The following is a 15,542-nucleotide window of genomic DNA, read 5'->3' as shown; positions in this document are numbered from 1 at the left end:
AAATTTATCTTAATTAATCATAAAACATATATGCATTAATTGAGAATATTGTACTTTTGTACAAATTTTTGTCAAAAAGAGACAGTTAGATTATAACATGGATAAATATTCCTTTTTAAATGCGGCGCACACCGCTTTTTTTGCGGATTTATATGACCAATATTTAATTAACCCTGATAGTGTTGAGCCTAGTTGGCGAGCCTTCTTTCAAGGGTTCGATTTTGGACTGGAAAACGCAGAGCCTGCTAGTAGTTTTTCCGAAGGAGAAATGGTGACGGTTGAAGTGCCTGCCACAGGAGAAAAAATGGAGGTGCCACAACGCCTTCATAAAGAATTTCAAGTAGTACGATTAATAGATGCATACAGGAGTCGAGGCCACCTCTTTACCAAGACCAATCCGGTTAGGGATAGAAGAAAATATTACCCGACACTTGATATAGAAAACTTTGGGCTGCTGAAAGAAGATTTGGATACGGTTTTCAATGCAGGTGAAATTATTGGAATCGGACCAGCTTCACTAAGAGAAGTTGTAAAACATCTGGAGTCTATATATTGTGATGCCATCGGGGTGGAATACATGTATGTTAGAAACCCGGAAAGAAATCAATGGATTCAGAATTGGCTGAATAAAAATGATAATCATGCTTCTTTTGCCCCGGATACGAAAAAGCATATCCTAAGAAAGCTTAATGAAGCGTTGTCTTTTGAAGGCTTTTTGAATACCAAGTACGTAGGTCAAAAAAGATTTTCTGTCGAAGGAAATGAGTCGTTAATTCCTGCGCTTGATAATATTGTGGAAAGAGCAGCCGATGCCGGAGTGGAGCAGTTCGTCTTGGGGATGGCTCATAGAGGCCGATTGAATGTTTTAGCAAATATTTTTGAAAAACCTGCGAATGATATCTTTAGCGAATTTGATGGCAAAGATTATGAACAGGATATTTTTGATGGAGACGTAAAGTATCATTTAGGGTGGACAAGTGACCGATACACCAAGAATGGTAAGAATATAAAAATGAATATTGTACCGAACCCTTCTCACCTCGAAACGGTAGGAGCTTTGGTGCAGGGGATCACAAGAGCAAAGCAAGATAAGTATTACCAAAATGATACTTCAAAAGTCCTGCCTATTGTAATTCATGGTGATGCCGCTATTGCCGGACAAGGTTTGGCTTATGAAATTGTACAAATGGCTTTGCTTGACGGATACAAAACCGGGGGTACGATTCATATTGTAGTAAATAATCAAATTGGTTTTACAACCAACTATATCGATGGGCGTTCTTCGACCTATTGTACCGATGTGGCAAAAGTTACTTTGTCACCTGTATTACATGTTAATGCCGATGATGCCGAGGCGGTAGTTCACGCCGTTATGTTTGCCCTTGATTTCAGAATGCAATTTGGTAGAGATGTATTTATCGATTTGCTGGGGTATAGGAAATATGGACATAATGAAGGTGATGAGCCAAGATTTACCCAGCCTAAACTGTACAAGGCGATTTCTAAACATAAAAGTGCGAGAGATATATATGCCGAAAAGCTTAAAGCCGAAGGGATTATTGACGACAGTTATGTAAAAAAACTGGAGGCAGAGTACAAGGCATCTCTTGAACAACAATTCGAAGATTCTCGTAAGGAAGAAAAAACAATTATTAAACCATTTATGCAAGATGAATGGGAAGGTTTTTCGTTAGTTCGAGAAGATGAAATGATAAAAGAGGTTGATACAACCTTTACAAAAGAAAAGCTAACAGAAATAGCTGAGACCATTACCAACCTTCCGGAGGATAAAAAATTCCTGAGGAAAATTGTAAGACTTATCGGGGAGCGAAACAAAATGTTCTTTGAGACTGATAAGCTAGACTGGGCAATGGGAGAATTATTGGCCTATGGAAGTTTACTTCAGGAAGGATTTGATGTTCGTATAAGCGGCCAGGATGTTGAAAGAGGTACCTTCTCTCATCGACATGCGGTGGTAAAAGTTGAAGAATCTGAAGAAGAGGTTGTGTTATTGAACAATCTTGGAGATAATCAGAATGGTGATTTTTATATATATAACTCTTTGCTTTCTGAGTATGGGGTTGTAGGATTCGATTATGGGTATGCAATGGCAAGCCCTGATACCTTAACCATTTGGGAAGCACAATTCGGTGATTTTAGCAATGGTGCTCAAATCATGATCGATCAGTATATTTCTGCTGCAGAAGATAAATGGAAAACCCAAAATGGTTTTGTGATGTTGTTGCCGCATGGCTATGAGGGGCAAGGTGCTGAACACTCTTCAGCGCGCATGGAGCGTTACCTGCAACTGTGTGCTAAAGACAATATGTTCGTGGCTGATTGTACCACTCCTGCAAACTTTTTTCACTTGTTAAGAAGACAAATGAAATCCAAATACAGGAAACCTCTAATAGTGTTTACTCCTAAGAGTTTGTTGAGACACCCTAAAGCGGTTTCTTCAGTTGAGGAACTGGTTAACGGAAGTTTTCAGACTGTTATAGATGATGCTGAGGTAAATTCGAAAGATGTGAAGTCTTTGGTTTTCTGTACAGGGAAGTTTTATTATGACCTCCTCGAAGCTCGTGAACAAAAGGGTAGAAAAGATGTTGCTTTGGTAAGGTTGGAGCAATTATTTCCATTGCCTACCGAAAAAATTAAAGAAGTGATTGCTAAGTATAGCAATGCAGAAGAGGTAGTGTGGGCACAGGAAGAGCCTAGGAATATGGGTGCATGGAGCCACCTGATGTTGCATCTTGAAGAGGCAAGAAATTGGCGTGTAGCTTCAAGACGTTTTTATGCATCACCGGCAGCGGGAAGTTCAATGAGATTCAAGAGACGTCACGAAGGCGTTATTGAATACGTTTTTGATAAAGAATTAGATAATTTTATAAGAAGATAATACTCACTTTAAATACCTAAAATAAAACACAATGGTTTTAGAAATGAAAGTGCCGTCTCCGGGCGAGTCCATAACAGAAGTAGAAATAGCAGAGTGGTTGGTGAATGATGGAGATTATGTGGAAAAAGATCAGGCTATTGCCGAAGTCGATTCTGATAAAGCAACCTTAGAACTGCCGGCTGAAGCAAGTGGTATCATTACTTTAAAAGCGGAAGAAGGTGATGCTGTTCAAGTTGGAGAAGTTGTTTGTCTTATTGATACATCAGCTGAAAAACCTGCTGGTGATGAGAGTGCAACAGCTCCTAAAGAAGAAGCTAAGGAAGAAGTGAAGGCTGAAGCGCCAAAGGCCGATACGCCTAAAAAAGAAACCTATGCTACAGGAACAGCTAGTCCTGCAGCGAAGAAAATATTAGCCGAAAAAGACCTGAATCCTGCTCAGGTTAAAGGTAGTGGTAAAGATGGTCGAATCACTAAAGAGGATGCCATTAAAGCCAAACCATCTATGGGAACACCTGGTGGAGGAGCTCGAGGAGAATCTCGTAAAAAACTTTCGATGCTACGTAGAAAAGTAGCCGAAAGACTAGTTTCTGCTAAGAACGAAACAGCCATGCTTACCACTTTTAATGAGGTGGATATGAGTGCTATTTTTGCCTTGAGAAGTGAGTATAAAGAAGACTTCAAAGCAAAACATGGTGTTGGATTAGGGTTTATGAGCTTTTTTACAAAAGCAGTAGTGCGTGCATTACAGTTATATCCTGACGTGAACTCAATGATCGATGGTGATTACAAGGTGAGTTATGATTTTTGTGACATATCAGTAGCGGTTTCCGGGCCTAAAGGTTTAATGGTGCCCGTTATGAGAAATGCTGAAAACCTTAGTTTTAGAGGTGTTGAATCTGAAATAAAGAGGTTGGCTATCAGAGCACGTGATGGTAAAATTACTGTAGATGAAATGACAGGAGGTACCTTTACGATCTCTAATGGAGGAGTGTTTGGAAGTATGTTGTCTACACCAATCATTAATCCTCCTCAAAGTGGGATCTTAGGAATGCATAACATAGTGGAGCGTCCGATAGTAAAAGACGGTCAGATCGCAATCGCTCCGGTGATGTATCTGGCGCTGTCATATGATCATAGAATCATTGACGGACGTGAGTCTGTAGGTTTCTTGGTAGCTGTAAAAGAAGCGATCGAGAACCCGGTAGAGCTTCTAATGGATAATGACCCTAAAAAGGCATTGGAGTTATAAGTAGATTTCAATTATGATTTAATAAAAAAAGCCCGGAGACTTCCGGGCTTTTTTATTCCAAAACAAATTTTTAAAGTGAAATAATGAGAAGTAAGTTTAAAAGAAATGTGATAATCGTCAAGGCGATAATTAATATAGCTAAAACTGAATCGTCGGTGTTTAATTTCAATTTCTGAGTATTTGATTTCATTGCGTTCTAGTTTATTGATTAATAGCACTTCAAAGGTGCTGATTACTAAGACAGTAATCAACGGGGATTTTCCCCTTTTTAATAGGGCTTAATATGAGGAGGGAAAAATTAGGGTCCTATTATCACCAGGATATTTAAAATCCTGTAAAGGTTCTCGAACTCTGAATTCTTTAAAACAGAGGTAAAATGAAAATAAAACTTTTGTTATTGTTAAAGGTTAAACAAGAATGATGTATATAACTGATAAGAAGTCACAACGTGACAATGCAAGATGCATTTTGGGGAGGCATAAGAAGATTTGATGATCGGTTACTTATTCTTTCTTAAATATAGTGATTTTTTTTGATAATCAATAATTGCTTTTCCCCTTTTTAAAACATCAGCTCCAATGATTCCATGAACCGGTAAAGCGTCGTGTTGAGTTAATGCAGAATTAACATGAGTCAGGTCAAAAAGCACAATTTTCAGCTTCTTTAACTTCCAGTCCCCAATCTCTAATTTGTTCTTTTTGGATATTTGAGTTACCATATTTATGGCGCCTGCGCCCGCGGCTTTTATTTCAGATTCCTCGGTAAAAAGATCGAAGTGATCGACGCAGTCAAAACCAATGCATGTGCTTGAAGCTCCAGTGTCAAGGATAAACCTGCCTTCAATTGAATTAACAGTAGCAACCACCTCAAAATGGTTTGTCTTCGTTAATACAAGGGGTATTTTATGATAACCTTTCTCGGTTAAAAACTTTTTAAGGCTTTGCATAGGTTCTAATTTTCAGCAAATATAGCCGAAAGAATCTTTAAAGTTTTGTTGCTATTAATAATCTATTACTTTTGCGCCATGATTTTAACAGATACCCATACGCATTTATATAGTGAAGCGTTTGATGATGACAGAGATGAAATGATAAATCGCGCTATCGACCAAGGTGTAGAGCGATTTTTTATTCCGGCCATTGATTCGGCCTATACAGAACGAATGTTAAGCCTCGAAGCTGATTATCCGGAACATGTGTTTTTGATGATGGGTTTGCATCCAACCCATGTAAAAGAGAATTATAAGGAGGAGATCAGGCACGTTGAGGAAATGTTAGAAAAACATACGTTTTATGCCGTAGGAGAAATTGGTGTGGATCTTTATTGGGATAAATCATTTTTAAAAGAACAACAAGAGGCCTTCGGAAGACAGATTGAACTAGCCAAAAAGCATAAATTACCAATTGTAATTCATTGTCGTGATGCCTTTGACGAAGTTTTTGAAGTTTTGGAAGCACATAAAGATGATAACCTGTATGGAATTTTTCATTGTTTTACAGGTACTTTAGAGCAAGCACATAAGGCCATATCCTATAATATGAAACTCGGGATAGGAGGCGTGGTTACTTTTAAAAATGGTAAAATTGACAAGTTCTTAAATCAAATTGATTTAAAACATATTGTTTTAGAAACTGATGCCCCATATTTAGCGCCAACGCCTTACAGAGGAAAGCGTAATGAAAGTGCCTATGTAATGAATGTTGCAGAGAAGCTTGTAGATGTTTATGGCTTATCACTCGAGGAGATCGTTGAACAAACGACCTTGAATTCAAAAGAAGTTTTTGGTGTTTAATTTATTAACTCATCAAAATTTTGTTCATTTGCTTAACTAAAATCTAATCATTGACGAAATTCGACCACATACGTCCGTATAAAGATAGTGAGGTGAATACTGCTTTAGAGCAAATTCATTCACATCCTATGATAAAAGCATTGCTTCATTTTGCATTTCCTGATAAAGATGCTGATGAAATTCAACAGGAAGTTTTGAACTGTCACTCCATAAGAGATTTTCAAACAAAGGTGATTTATTACGCAGTTAAAAATGTCATAGGGCGGAGTTCTGATGGTTTTTCAACCAGTGGTTTTGATAAATTAGATGCGGATACACCATATTTGTTTATCTCTAATCACAGAGATATTATTCTGGATACATCTTTATTGAATGTAGCCCTCTATGAGCATGAGCAAATAATGACTGCTTCAGCCATCGGGGATAACCTGGTTCAAAAGCCATTTTTGATGGCTTTGTCCAAGTTGAATAGAAACTTTCTTATTCGACGCGGTTTAACACCTAGAGAGATGTTACAAAGTTCCAGGTTGGTTTCAGAATATATTAAGGAGTTGGTCACAAATGAAAAAAGAAGCGTTTGGATCGCTCAGCGAGAAGGTAGAACCAAAGATGGTAATGACCTTACGCATCAGGGAGTATTAAAAATGATAGGTCTGGCTGCCGGAAAAGGGAATGTGATGGAATATTTTAAGAATTTGAAAATTGTTCCGGTTTCAATATCATACGAATATGATCCAACAGATATGCTGAAGATGCCGGAATTGATGGCCAAGCATTATGATAAAGAGTATGTGAAGTCAAATAATGAAGATTTTAACTCTATATTAAAAGGAGCTACGGGTCAAAAGAAACACATTCATATTTCAGTGGGAGATGTATTAAGTGATGAATTAGATGATATAGCAAATAGCGGAGAGACACTGAATAAACAATATCAGATGCTGGCTGATGTTATTGATGAACAGATTCATAAGAATTATAAGTTGTGGCCATCCAATTATATGGCCTATGATTTGCTTAATAATACGGATCGCTTTAGTGCTGAATATTCTGACAAGCAAAAGCGTCAGTTTGATAGAAGAATAGCACGGAGGGTGGAAAAGGATAATACAGTTGCACTTCAGAACTTTTTAGCAATGTATGCTAACCCCGTAAAAAATAAGTTGAGTCTGGATTAAATTCGCCAGACTGCTTTTAACAATTAAATCTAAAAAGTATATTCATTTAATTCAGATTTAAAATGAATAAGAAGCCCAATATTTTACTGGTTTATACAGGAGGTACTATCGGGATGATCAAAGACTATAAAACCGGGGCTTTAAGAGCTTTCGATTTTGATAAGCTTTTGAAACGCATCCCGGAGCTGTCCCATTTAAATTGTGATATCTCGACCATATCTTTTGAAGAACCTATGGATTCCTCCAATATGAATCCTGATTCATGGGTAAGGATTTTAGAAATTATAGAAGATAATTATACCGCTTTTGATGGTTTTGTGGTTTTGCATGGAAGTGATACCATGAGTTACACTGCTTCGGCCTTAAGCTTTATGCTTGAAAACCTTTCGAAACCTGTAATTTTTACAGGATCACAATTGCCTATTGGAGATCTGAGGACCGACGCAAAAGAAAACCTCATTACATCAATAGAAATTGCTTCATTGATGGAAAATAACCAACCGGTAATAAAGGAGGTGTGTTTGTATTTTGAATATAAATTATATCGAGCCAATCGTACCACAAAAATTAATGCAGAGCATTTTCAAGCTTTTGCATCATTGAATTATCCGGCTTTAGCAGAAAGTGGTGTGCATTTGAAAGTACATAAAGAATATTTATTGAAACCCACTAATAAAGAATTGGTGGTTCGAAAAGATCTCGATGCCAGGATAGCTGTTATAAAGTTATTTCCCGGTATTAATGAACACAGCTTTGAATGTATTATTAATAACGATTATATTAAGGCTGTAATTATTGAGACGTATGGGGCTGGGAATGCTCCGACGGAAGAATGGTTTTATAAAGTGTTACAAAAGGCAGTTGATGCCGGGAAGTTTATTGTAAATGTAACGCAGTGCTCAGGAGGAAGTGTGAATATGGGGCAATACGAGACGAGTGTGCACCTCCAGGAGTTGGGCATAATCAGCGGAAAAGATATAACAACTGAGGCAGCGATTGCCAAACTGATGTACCTTTTGGGCGCTGGAATTAACAAAAAAACATTCAAAACAGTATTTGAAACATCTTTAAGGGGAGAAATGAGTTAAAAAACCAGATTTAATTTCTTGGTCTAAAAAAAAATTTGTTATTTAGGCACCCTAAAAAGTTACGGATACAGAGAGGTGGCCGAGTGGTCGAAGGCGCACGCCTGGAAAGTGTGTATACGGCAAAACCGTATCGAGGGTTCGAATCCCTTCCTCTCTGCTGTAGTTTAATTATTTAATTATAATTTTTTTATCTTTAACCCTATTAACTAACAAAATTAAGTTTAAAAGAAAATGAAAAGATTATTCTCTATTCTAGCTATAGCTGGATTATTGGCTCTAAACGCAACAAACGCCAATGCAAAGGCTCTTGAGCCTACGGTAGCTGAAAACATTTCAGAAATTGTTGCTATTGATGATGCTGCGGCTCTTGTACAAGATGAAGCCCCTGCTGAAGAATCAAAAACATTCCACCAGGTTTTAAAAGAAAAATTTATCCAGGGTGGTGCAGGATTTATGGGAGTAGTATTACTCTGTTTAATTTTAGGTCTTGCAGTAGCAATCGAAAGAATTATATTCTTGAACATGGCTACAACAAACACAAAAAAGCTTACTCAGCAAGTAGAAGATGCACTTTCTTCAGGAGGTGTTGAAGCTGCAAAAGAGGTATGTAGAAACACAAGAGGTCCTGTAGCTTCAATATTCTATCAAGGTTTAGATAGATCAGCTGAAGGAGTAGAGATGGCAGAAAAATCTGTTGTTGCTTACGGAGGTGTTCAAATGGGTCTTTTAGAAAAGAACGTTTCTTGGTTGTCTTTATTTATCGCAATTGCTCCAATGCTTGGTTTCATGGGAACAGTTATTGGTATGATTCAGGCATTCGAAAAAATTGCTGCTGTTGGTAACCTTGATGCATCGTTAATTGCAGGTGATATTCAGGTAGCATTATTAACAACAGTATTCGGTCTTATCGTTGCAATTATCCTTCAAATATTCTATAACTATATTATCGCTAAAATCGATACTTTAGTTAACGATATGGAAGATTCGTCTATTACTTTGATAGACATGCTTGCAGCACATAAAAAATAATTTTTAAAGACTCTATTTATGTATAAAATAGCAAAAATACTTGCAATAATACTAGGAGTAGTTGGAGTAGTGCTATGGGTTACAATTGCCCGTACCGATGATCCAGGTAGCTCTAGTACGATTGATATAATGATTAACTTAGGAAAGTATATGACCATTCTGGCTGCTATTGTAGCATTGTTATTTACAGTTGGTAATTTAGTTACTCACCCGAGTAAGCTAAAGAAGGCGTTAATATCTATTGGAGTTTTTGCCTTGATCGTTGTAATTAGCTATGCTGTTTCTAGTGGTACAGATGTAGATTTAACCAAAATGGCTGAAAGAGGTATAGAGACTTCAGAAAGCGCTTCCAAAACTGTTGGTGCTGGTTTGATAGCCTTTTATATTTTGGGAGGTTTAGCGGTTCTTTCTATGGTCTTTTCCGGATTTAAAAAAGTTAGATAATTATGGCAAAAAGAGCAATACCGGAAGTTAACGCGGGCTCTATGGCAGATATTGCTTTCTTGCTACTTATCTTTTTCCTGGTAACAACTACCATTGAGACAGATAGTGGTATCAACAGAAAGTTACCGCCAGCGGAGGATCAGGTTGACCCACCGATTATTAAACAGAAGAACATCTTTCAGGTAGTTGTGAATAAAAATGGACAATTACTTGTAGAAGAACAGCCAATGGAATTGAAGGACTTACGCGAGGCCGCAATGAAGTTCTTGGACAATGGTGGAGGAACTGGGACTGATGCTTGTTCATATTGTAAAGGTGCCAAAGATCCAGAATCATCTGATAACCCTACTAAGGCGATCATTTCATTACAGAATGACCGTGAAACAAAGTACGGGACTTATATTGCAGTACAAAATGAATTGGTAGCTGCCTATAATGATTTGCGTAACCGTTACACATTAGCTAAGTATCCTAATGCAAATATGAACTATGTTCAAATGCAAGAGGAGTATGATGACCCTCAAACCGAGGAAAATGTAAAAGATAGGCTTAAAAAGATGCTAGACGATATTAAGGAGGCTTATCCTCAGAAATTATCAGAAGCTGAGCCTAACAAAACAAATTAAAAACTGAGGTATTATGGCTAAATTCACAAAGAAAAAGAAAGGCGAATTGCCTCCGGTTTCCACGGCTTCATTGCCAGATATCGTATTCATGTTGTTGTTCTTCTTTATGACAGTAACTACAATGAAGGATAGCGAGCTTAAGGTAATTAACGAATTGCCTTATGCAGATCAGGTGCAGAAGCTTGATAAAAAAGACCGGATCATTTACATCTATGCCGGTAAGCCTCATGAAAGATACCGTGCAACCTATGGTAGTGCTGCTAAAGTGCAGTTAAATGACCAGTTGAGAGATGTAAAGGATGTAGGTGCATATATCTTGGAAGAAAGAGCAGGTAGACGTCCTGAAATTCAGAACGTTCTTACTACGGCTCTAAAAGTTGACAAGGAAACCAATATGGGACTTATATCTGATATAAAGCAACAACTTAGAGATGTTAATGCTTTAAAGATTAACTATACAACCCGTGTTGGAGAGGCTTCACAGAACTAAATTGAATTTCTTTTTAACTTAATAAAAGCGCTTCTAGTAATAGAAGCGCTTTTATTATTTTTAATAATAATGTTTTAGTTATACTTTTATATTCGCTTAAAGTATCGCACATGAGATGTCCTGTAATTTTGTTTTTTATTTTATTTAATGTGGTGTCTTCCCATGCTCAGGAACTCGATTCCCTGCTCAATAGAGCTCCCGATACCAAGTATTTAGAAGATCAGTTTTACATAGGGATAGGGTACAATGCTTTGTTAAATAAACCAGAAGGGATTAAACAAAGTAGTTTGTCGTACGGCTTGCACTTTGGTTTTATTAAAGATATTCCTTTAAACCAAAAAAGAAATATCGCCCTAGGAGTGGGGTTGGGTTATGCCGTAAATTCATTCTACGAAAACTTAATGGCTTATAAAGAGAATGGTGTGGTATTGTATGATCGAATACCCGATTCTGTAGATTTTAAACGGAACAAAATTGAATCTCACTCCATCGATTTTCCGTTAGAGCTGAGATTCCGTACCTCCGACACTCAAACACATAGTTTTTGGCGCGTTCATACAGGTTTAAAAATTAGATATGCCTTTGCGAACCGATCGCGGTATATAGATGAAGAATCACATATATCTTTTGATAATCCTGATGTGAATAAGCTTCAATATGGGGCCTACTTAAGTGTAGGATATAATACCTGGAATGTTTATGTGCAATATCAGTTGAATGATTTGTTTGATAATGCTATAACTTCGGAAGGCGAACCCATAGCCATGAATGTACTCCATTTGGGTTTGATCTTCTATATATTATAACCAGGAGTTAAAGGTTATCAGTTGAGGGATAAAGCCGATAATAAAACCCACGATCATTTCCTGCATATTATGTGTTCTCAGGTACATCCGTGCAGAAGCAATTAATCCCATTAAAAAAATTAGAGTAGCTATGGCGAAAGTGATGTTTATTTCATAATGAAACGCCAGACCGATTATAAAGGTCGTTAAGCTGCTAATGGCCATTAAGTGAAGGCTAGCCTTGAATTTAAAATAAACCAGGATTACACAGGCTACTAAAGCCCCTACGATACCAACCAGGAAGTAATAAAGCTCTTCGTAGAGATTAAAAGGTATAACCTTTAAAATAATGATATAGTTTAAGGCTATATAAGCGTAAATAGGAATTTTTCGTTCTTCTACCTTGTCCAGATATATAGAACTTATCCACCCAAGATTTTTAAATAGTAGGAGCAGTACAATTGGAATAAAAACGGAGATAATCAGAATGGACAGGAATATAGGCCGAATAATTTCCGGCGGTGTATATTTAGGAGTTATAATAAAAAAGATAATGGTCCCGGCTATAGGAGTAAATAATGGATGAAATATAAAGCTTAATACTTTGGCTATTTTTTGCATTAAATCTCTTTTCTTAAGCGGGCGACAGGGATGTTTAATTGTTCTCTGTATTTCGCTACGGTTCTTCGGGCTATAGGGAATCCTTTTTCTTTTAAAATCCCTGCCAGGCCTTCGTCTGTAATAGGTTTTCTTTTATTTTCTTCCTCTATTACAGTCTCTAATATCTTTTTAATTTGTCGTGTAGATACATCTTCTCCCTCTTCATTTTTTACCGATTCGGAAAAAAGATCCTTAATTAAAATCGTACCGTAAGGAGTGTCTACATATTTACTATTTGCCACACGTGATACTGTAGAGACATCCATGTCTATTTGATCAGCAATGTCTTTTAATATCATTGGTTTTAATTTACGCTCATCTCCGGTTAAAAAATATTCCTCCTGAATATGCATGATGGCATTCATAGTCACCAGTAGCGTTTCTTGTCTTTGTTTAATAGCGTCGATAAACCATTTTGCGGCATCGAGTTTTTGTTTAATAAATTGCACAGCATCCTTGCTGGATTTTGTTTTATCCTTCGCCTCTTTATATCCTTTCAGCATGTTGTTATATTCTCTGGAAACATGCAATTGAGGTGCGTTTCTGCCATTAAGCGTAAGTTCCAAACCTCCATCGATAATTCTGATGGTGAAATCCGGGGTAATGTGTTCAATTATTTTATTGTTGCCTGAATATGCTCCTCCTGGTTTAGGGTTAAGCCTTTCAATCTCATGAATGGCCACTTTGAGTTCTTCTTCAGTTATATTGTGCTTTTGAATCAGCTTTTTATAGTGCTTCTTGGTGAATTTATCAAAAGAATTTTCCAGGATATCAATGGCGAGTTCTACCTTCGCGTTTTTATCCTTTCTTTTTAATTGAATAAGAAGACATTCCTGTAAATTTTGAGCACCAACACCTGCAGGATCTATCTCCTGAACAATCTTTAAAATTCTCTCGACCTCTTTTTCTTCGGTAAAAATACTTTGGGTAAATGCAAGGTCATCTACAATATCAGGTATAGACCTTCTTATATAGCCACTATCATCAATACTGCCAATTAAGAATTCGGCAATAGCCATGTCTTCTTCGCCCAATGAAATAGTGTGCAGCTGATTGATTAAATATTGATGAAATGTAGTGCCGGCAGCATATGGTACTTTTTTTTCATCATCGTCAGAACTATAGTTATTAGCCTGAAGACGATATTCAGGAATTTCATCATCACTTAAATACTCATCAATATCGATCTCATCTTTCGTATTGTCCTGATCATAATCATCCTCGTACTGATCTTCGTAGTTGTCATCTAAATCATCGTATTCAGAAGTTTCTTCACGACCACTCTCCAAGGCAGGGTTCTCTTCCAATTCTTGTTTCAATCGCTGTTCAAATGCTTGCGTAGGCAATTGTATCAGCTTCATTAATTGAATTTGTTGAGGCGATAGTTTTTGCGATAATTTAAATTGTAGTTGCTGCTTTAGCATAAAAAATAGTACGTTTACTTAAACAAAAATAATGAATATAGAGGGAATTCGCTCTTAAATTAACTATAAAGACGATCTCTATTTTATTACTTTTTACAATTATGGTGCCAAACTTCTTAAACGCCTTGTGGCAAAGGCTTTGAAGCCTTCAATTAAAAAAGGCCTGCTTAAACAAGCAGGCCTTTTTTATATAATTTGATCAGATGTTAAAATTCTGCACTCTGAGGAGTTCTCGGGAAAGGAATTACATCTCTAATATTAGTCATACCAGTTGTGAAAAGCACAAGCCTCTCAAACCCTAATCCAAAACCACTATGTACGGCAGATCCATATTTTCTAAGATCTAAATACCACCAAAGTTCCTTTTCGTCTATTCCAAGGTCAGCAACTTTTTGTTTTAGAACATCCAAACGTTCTTCACGTTGTGATCCACCTACAATTTCTCCAATGCCAGGGAATAAGATGTCCATTGCTCTTACCGTTTTTTCATCCTCGTTAAGACGCATATAGAAAGCTTTAATCTTAGCAGGATAATCAAACAGAATCACAGGGCACTTGAAGTGTTTCTCTACTAAGAAACGCTCGTGTTCACTCTGAAGATCAGCTCCCCATTCTTCGATTAAGTATTGGAATTTTTTCTTTTTATTAGGTTTTGAATTCTTTAAAATATCAATAGCCTCAGTGTAGCTAACACGTTTAAAGTTGTTCTCTAAAACAAAACGGATCTTTTCCGTTAACTTCATTTCACTGCGCTCTTTTTGTGGCTTTGATTTTTCTTCGTCCAATAATCTTTGCTCCAGAAATTCGAGATCATCCTGACAGTTGTCCAAAACATACTGAAGTACAAATTTGATGAAATCCTCAGCTAAATCCATGTTGCCGTCAAGATCCATGAAGGCTACCTCAGGTTCCACCATCCAGAATTCCGCAAGGTGACGTGATGTGTTCGAGTTTTCTGCCCGGAACGTTGGACCGAATGTATAAACTTTGCCTAAAGCCATTGCATATGCTTCAGCCTCTAACTGACCGGAAACCGTTAAGTTAGTTTCTTTTCCAAAGAAATCTTCCTTGTAATCTACCTGACCATCTTCAGATAAGGGTGGATTTTTAGCATCCAAAGTAGATACCCTAAACATTTCTCCGGCTCCTTCAGCATCCGAACCTGTTATAATAGGAGTATGAACGTAGTTGAATCCATTTTGTTGAAAATACTGATGAATAGCAAACGATAAAGCATTGCGTACACGCATTACAGCGCTAAAGGTATTGGTACGAACACGTAAATGAGCATTTTCCCTTAGAAACTCCATAGAGTGTTTCTTCGGTTGAATTGGATATGTTTCAGGATCGGAAGCACCTAAGATTTCAAGTTCATTCACTTGTACTTCAACAGTCTGACCCCTACCCATACTTTCAACAAGGGTCCCCTTTAACTCTATGGCTGCTCCTGTGCTGATCTTTTTTAAATCTTCTTCGTCTAAATTCTCAAAGTCAACAACACATTGTATGTTTTTAATAGTTGAGCCATCGTTCAAAGCAATAAAGCGATTGCTTCTAAATGTTCTAACCCATCCTTTAACAATGACCTCTTGTAGGATTTTGTCTCCTTCTAATAGTTCTTTAACGCTATACGCCTTCATATTGATTTTCAAATTGAAATTCGGTGAGCAAAGATAAAAGTTTTCAGACTACTTATTAAATGATGTTTACTTTAATTTCTTCGTATAAAGGGGAAAAACACCCTTATCTAAAATTCAAAGTAGTCATATCTTTGAATTGCTATTAATCAATTATTTGCTTGGTGCCTTTTTAAAGGTATTAGGAATCGAGGTTTGGGGGAACCTTAAAAAGTCTGTTCGGGATTTATTCCGGCAGACT

14 protein-coding genes and 1 tRNA gene are annotated in these 15,542 nt (G+C 37.1%); 11 read left to right on the top strand and 4 right to left on the bottom strand.

All coding sequences use genetic code 11. From position 1 onward, the window contains the following. Nucleotides 1–97 precede the first annotated feature (97 nt). Nucleotides 98–2,899 (top strand): 2-oxoglutarate dehydrogenase E1 component, encoded by a 2,802-nt coding sequence (locus P278_RS11625; RefSeq protein WP_038266910.1) that lies wholly within the window; start codon nt 98–100, stop codon nt 2,897–2,899. A gap of 31 nt (nt 2,900–2,930) precedes the next feature. After that, nucleotides 2,931–4,148, top strand: coding sequence for a 2-oxoglutarate dehydrogenase complex dihydrolipoyllysine-residue succinyltransferase (gene odhB, locus P278_RS11620; protein WP_038266908.1), 1,218 nt, complete (start codon nt 2,931–2,933; stop codon nt 4,146–4,148). Nucleotides 4,149–4,647: 499 nt separating this feature from the next. Here the strand turns inward: odhB and P278_RS11615 are convergent, their stop codons facing one another. Beyond that, nucleotides 4,648–5,094, bottom strand: coding sequence for a retropepsin-like aspartic protease family protein (locus tag P278_RS11615; RefSeq protein ID WP_038266906.1), 447 nt, complete (start codon nt 5,092–5,094; stop codon nt 4,648–4,650). 78 nt (nt 5,095–5,172) lie between these two features. Between P278_RS11615 and P278_RS11610 the strand changes: the two genes are divergently transcribed. The 9 genes from P278_RS11610 (at nt 5,173) to P278_RS11570 (ending at nt 11,601) form a co-directional block, all read left to right on the top strand. Next, entirely contained in the window at nt 5,173–5,940 is a 768-nt protein-coding gene (locus P278_RS11610; RefSeq protein ID WP_038266903.1) for a TatD family hydrolase, read from the top strand. A 50-nt stretch (nt 5,941–5,990) separates the two neighbouring features. Then, complete coding sequence (locus tag P278_RS11605; RefSeq protein ID WP_038266900.1) at nt 5,991–7,118, top strand: 1-acyl-sn-glycerol-3-phosphate acyltransferase; 1,128 nt, start codon at nt 5,991–5,993, stop codon at nt 7,116–7,118. A gap of 62 nt (nt 7,119–7,180) precedes the next feature. Next, nucleotides 7,181–8,206: an asparaginase gene (locus P278_RS11600; RefSeq protein ID WP_038266898.1), complete on the top strand. Its 1,026-nt coding sequence runs from the start codon at nt 7,181–7,183 to the stop codon at nt 8,204–8,206. A gap of 69 nt (nt 8,207–8,275) precedes the next feature. Next, nucleotides 8,276–8,363, top strand: a tRNA-Ser gene (locus P278_RS11595). A 74-nt stretch (nt 8,364–8,437) separates the two neighbouring features. After that, entirely contained in the window at nt 8,438–9,235 is a 798-nt protein-coding gene (locus P278_RS11590; RefSeq protein WP_038266895.1) for a MotA/TolQ/ExbB proton channel family protein, read from the top strand. An 18-nt stretch (nt 9,236–9,253) separates the two neighbouring features. After that, on the top strand, nt 9,254–9,679 hold the full coding sequence (locus tag P278_RS11585) for a hypothetical protein (RefSeq protein WP_038266892.1): 426 nt from the start codon (nt 9,254–9,256) through the stop codon (nt 9,677–9,679). Between the two features lie 2 nt (nt 9,680–9,681). Next, a complete protein-coding gene (locus P278_RS11580) occupies nt 9,682–10,305 on the top strand; it encodes an ExbD/TolR family protein (protein ID WP_038266889.1) in 624 nt (207 codons plus the stop codon). A 13-nt stretch (nt 10,306–10,318) separates the two neighbouring features. Then, complete coding sequence (locus P278_RS11575) at nt 10,319–10,795, top strand: ExbD/TolR family protein (protein WP_038266888.1); 477 nt, start codon at nt 10,319–10,321, stop codon at nt 10,793–10,795. A gap of 110 nt (nt 10,796–10,905) precedes the next feature. After that, nucleotides 10,906–11,601 carry a porin family protein gene (locus tag P278_RS11570; RefSeq protein WP_038266886.1) on the top strand — a complete coding sequence of 232 codons (696 nt, stop codon included), beginning with the start codon at nt 10,906–10,908 and terminating at the stop codon, nt 11,599–11,601. On the opposite strand, the gene P278_RS11565 is transcribed toward P278_RS11570, so the two are convergent. From P278_RS11565 to asnS, 3 genes are all read right to left on the bottom strand, one after another. After that, nucleotides 11,596–12,201 (bottom strand): hypothetical protein, encoded by a 606-nt coding sequence (locus P278_RS11565; protein WP_038266883.1) that lies wholly within the window; start codon nt 12,199–12,201, stop codon nt 11,596–11,598. The genes P278_RS11570 and P278_RS11565 overlap by 6 nt on opposite strands. Further along, nucleotides 12,201–13,664 carry an RNA polymerase factor sigma-54 gene (rpoN, locus tag P278_RS11560; protein ID WP_038266880.1) on the bottom strand — a complete coding sequence of 488 codons (1,464 nt, stop codon included), beginning with the start codon at nt 13,662–13,664 and terminating at the stop codon, nt 12,201–12,203. The genes P278_RS11565 and rpoN overlap by 1 nt, the downstream gene beginning before the upstream one ends. Nucleotides 13,665–13,870: 206 nt before the next feature. Beyond that, nucleotides 13,871–15,304, bottom strand: coding sequence for an asparagine--tRNA ligase (gene asnS / locus P278_RS11555; protein ID WP_038266877.1), 1,434 nt, complete (start codon nt 15,302–15,304; stop codon nt 13,871–13,873). Nucleotides 15,305–15,542: the final 238 nt, after the last annotated feature.

The organism is Zhouia amylolytica AD3, assembly GCF_000511935.2.
GTDB lineage: Bacteria > Bacteroidota > Bacteroidia > Flavobacteriales > Flavobacteriaceae > Zhouia > Zhouia amylolytica.
This window is presented reverse-complemented; position numbering and strand designations above follow the sequence as displayed.

Bases quoted from the DNA above. Each gene is read 5' to 3' on its own strand.
- P278_RS11585 (WP_038266892.1), top strand. From the start codon at position 9,254: ATGTATAAAATAGCAAAAATACTTGCAATAATACTAGGAGTAGTTGGA.
- P278_RS11625 (WP_038266910.1), top strand. From the start codon at position 98: ATGGATAAATATTCCTTTTTAAATGCGGCGCACACCGCTTTTTTTGCG.
- P278_RS11570 (WP_038266886.1), top strand. From the start codon at position 10,906: ATGAGATGTCCTGTAATTTTGTTTTTTATTTTATTTAATGTGGTGTCT.
- P278_RS11615 (WP_038266906.1), bottom strand. From the start codon at position 5,094: ATGCAAAGCCTTAAAAAGTTTTTAACCGAGAAAGGTTATCATAAAATA.
- P278_RS11565 (WP_038266883.1), bottom strand. From the start codon at position 12,201: ATGCAAAAAATAGCCAAAGTATTAAGCTTTATATTTCATCCATTATTT.
- rpoN (WP_038266880.1), bottom strand. From the start codon at position 13,664: ATGCTAAAGCAGCAACTACAATTTAAATTATCGCAAAAACTATCGCCT.
- odhB (WP_038266908.1), top strand. From the start codon at position 2,931: ATGGTTTTAGAAATGAAAGTGCCGTCTCCGGGCGAGTCCATAACAGAA.
- P278_RS11590 (WP_038266895.1), top strand. From the start codon at position 8,438: ATGAAAAGATTATTCTCTATTCTAGCTATAGCTGGATTATTGGCTCTA.
- P278_RS11610 (WP_038266903.1), top strand. From the start codon at position 5,173: ATGATTTTAACAGATACCCATACGCATTTATATAGTGAAGCGTTTGAT.
- P278_RS11580 (WP_038266889.1), top strand. From the start codon at position 9,682: ATGGCAAAAAGAGCAATACCGGAAGTTAACGCGGGCTCTATGGCAGAT.
- asnS (WP_038266877.1), bottom strand. From the start codon at position 15,304: ATGAAGGCGTATAGCGTTAAAGAACTATTAGAAGGAGACAAAATCCTA.
- P278_RS11600 (WP_038266898.1), top strand. From the start codon at position 7,181: ATGAATAAGAAGCCCAATATTTTACTGGTTTATACAGGAGGTACTATC.
- P278_RS11575 (WP_038266888.1), top strand. From the start codon at position 10,319: ATGGCTAAATTCACAAAGAAAAAGAAAGGCGAATTGCCTCCGGTTTCC.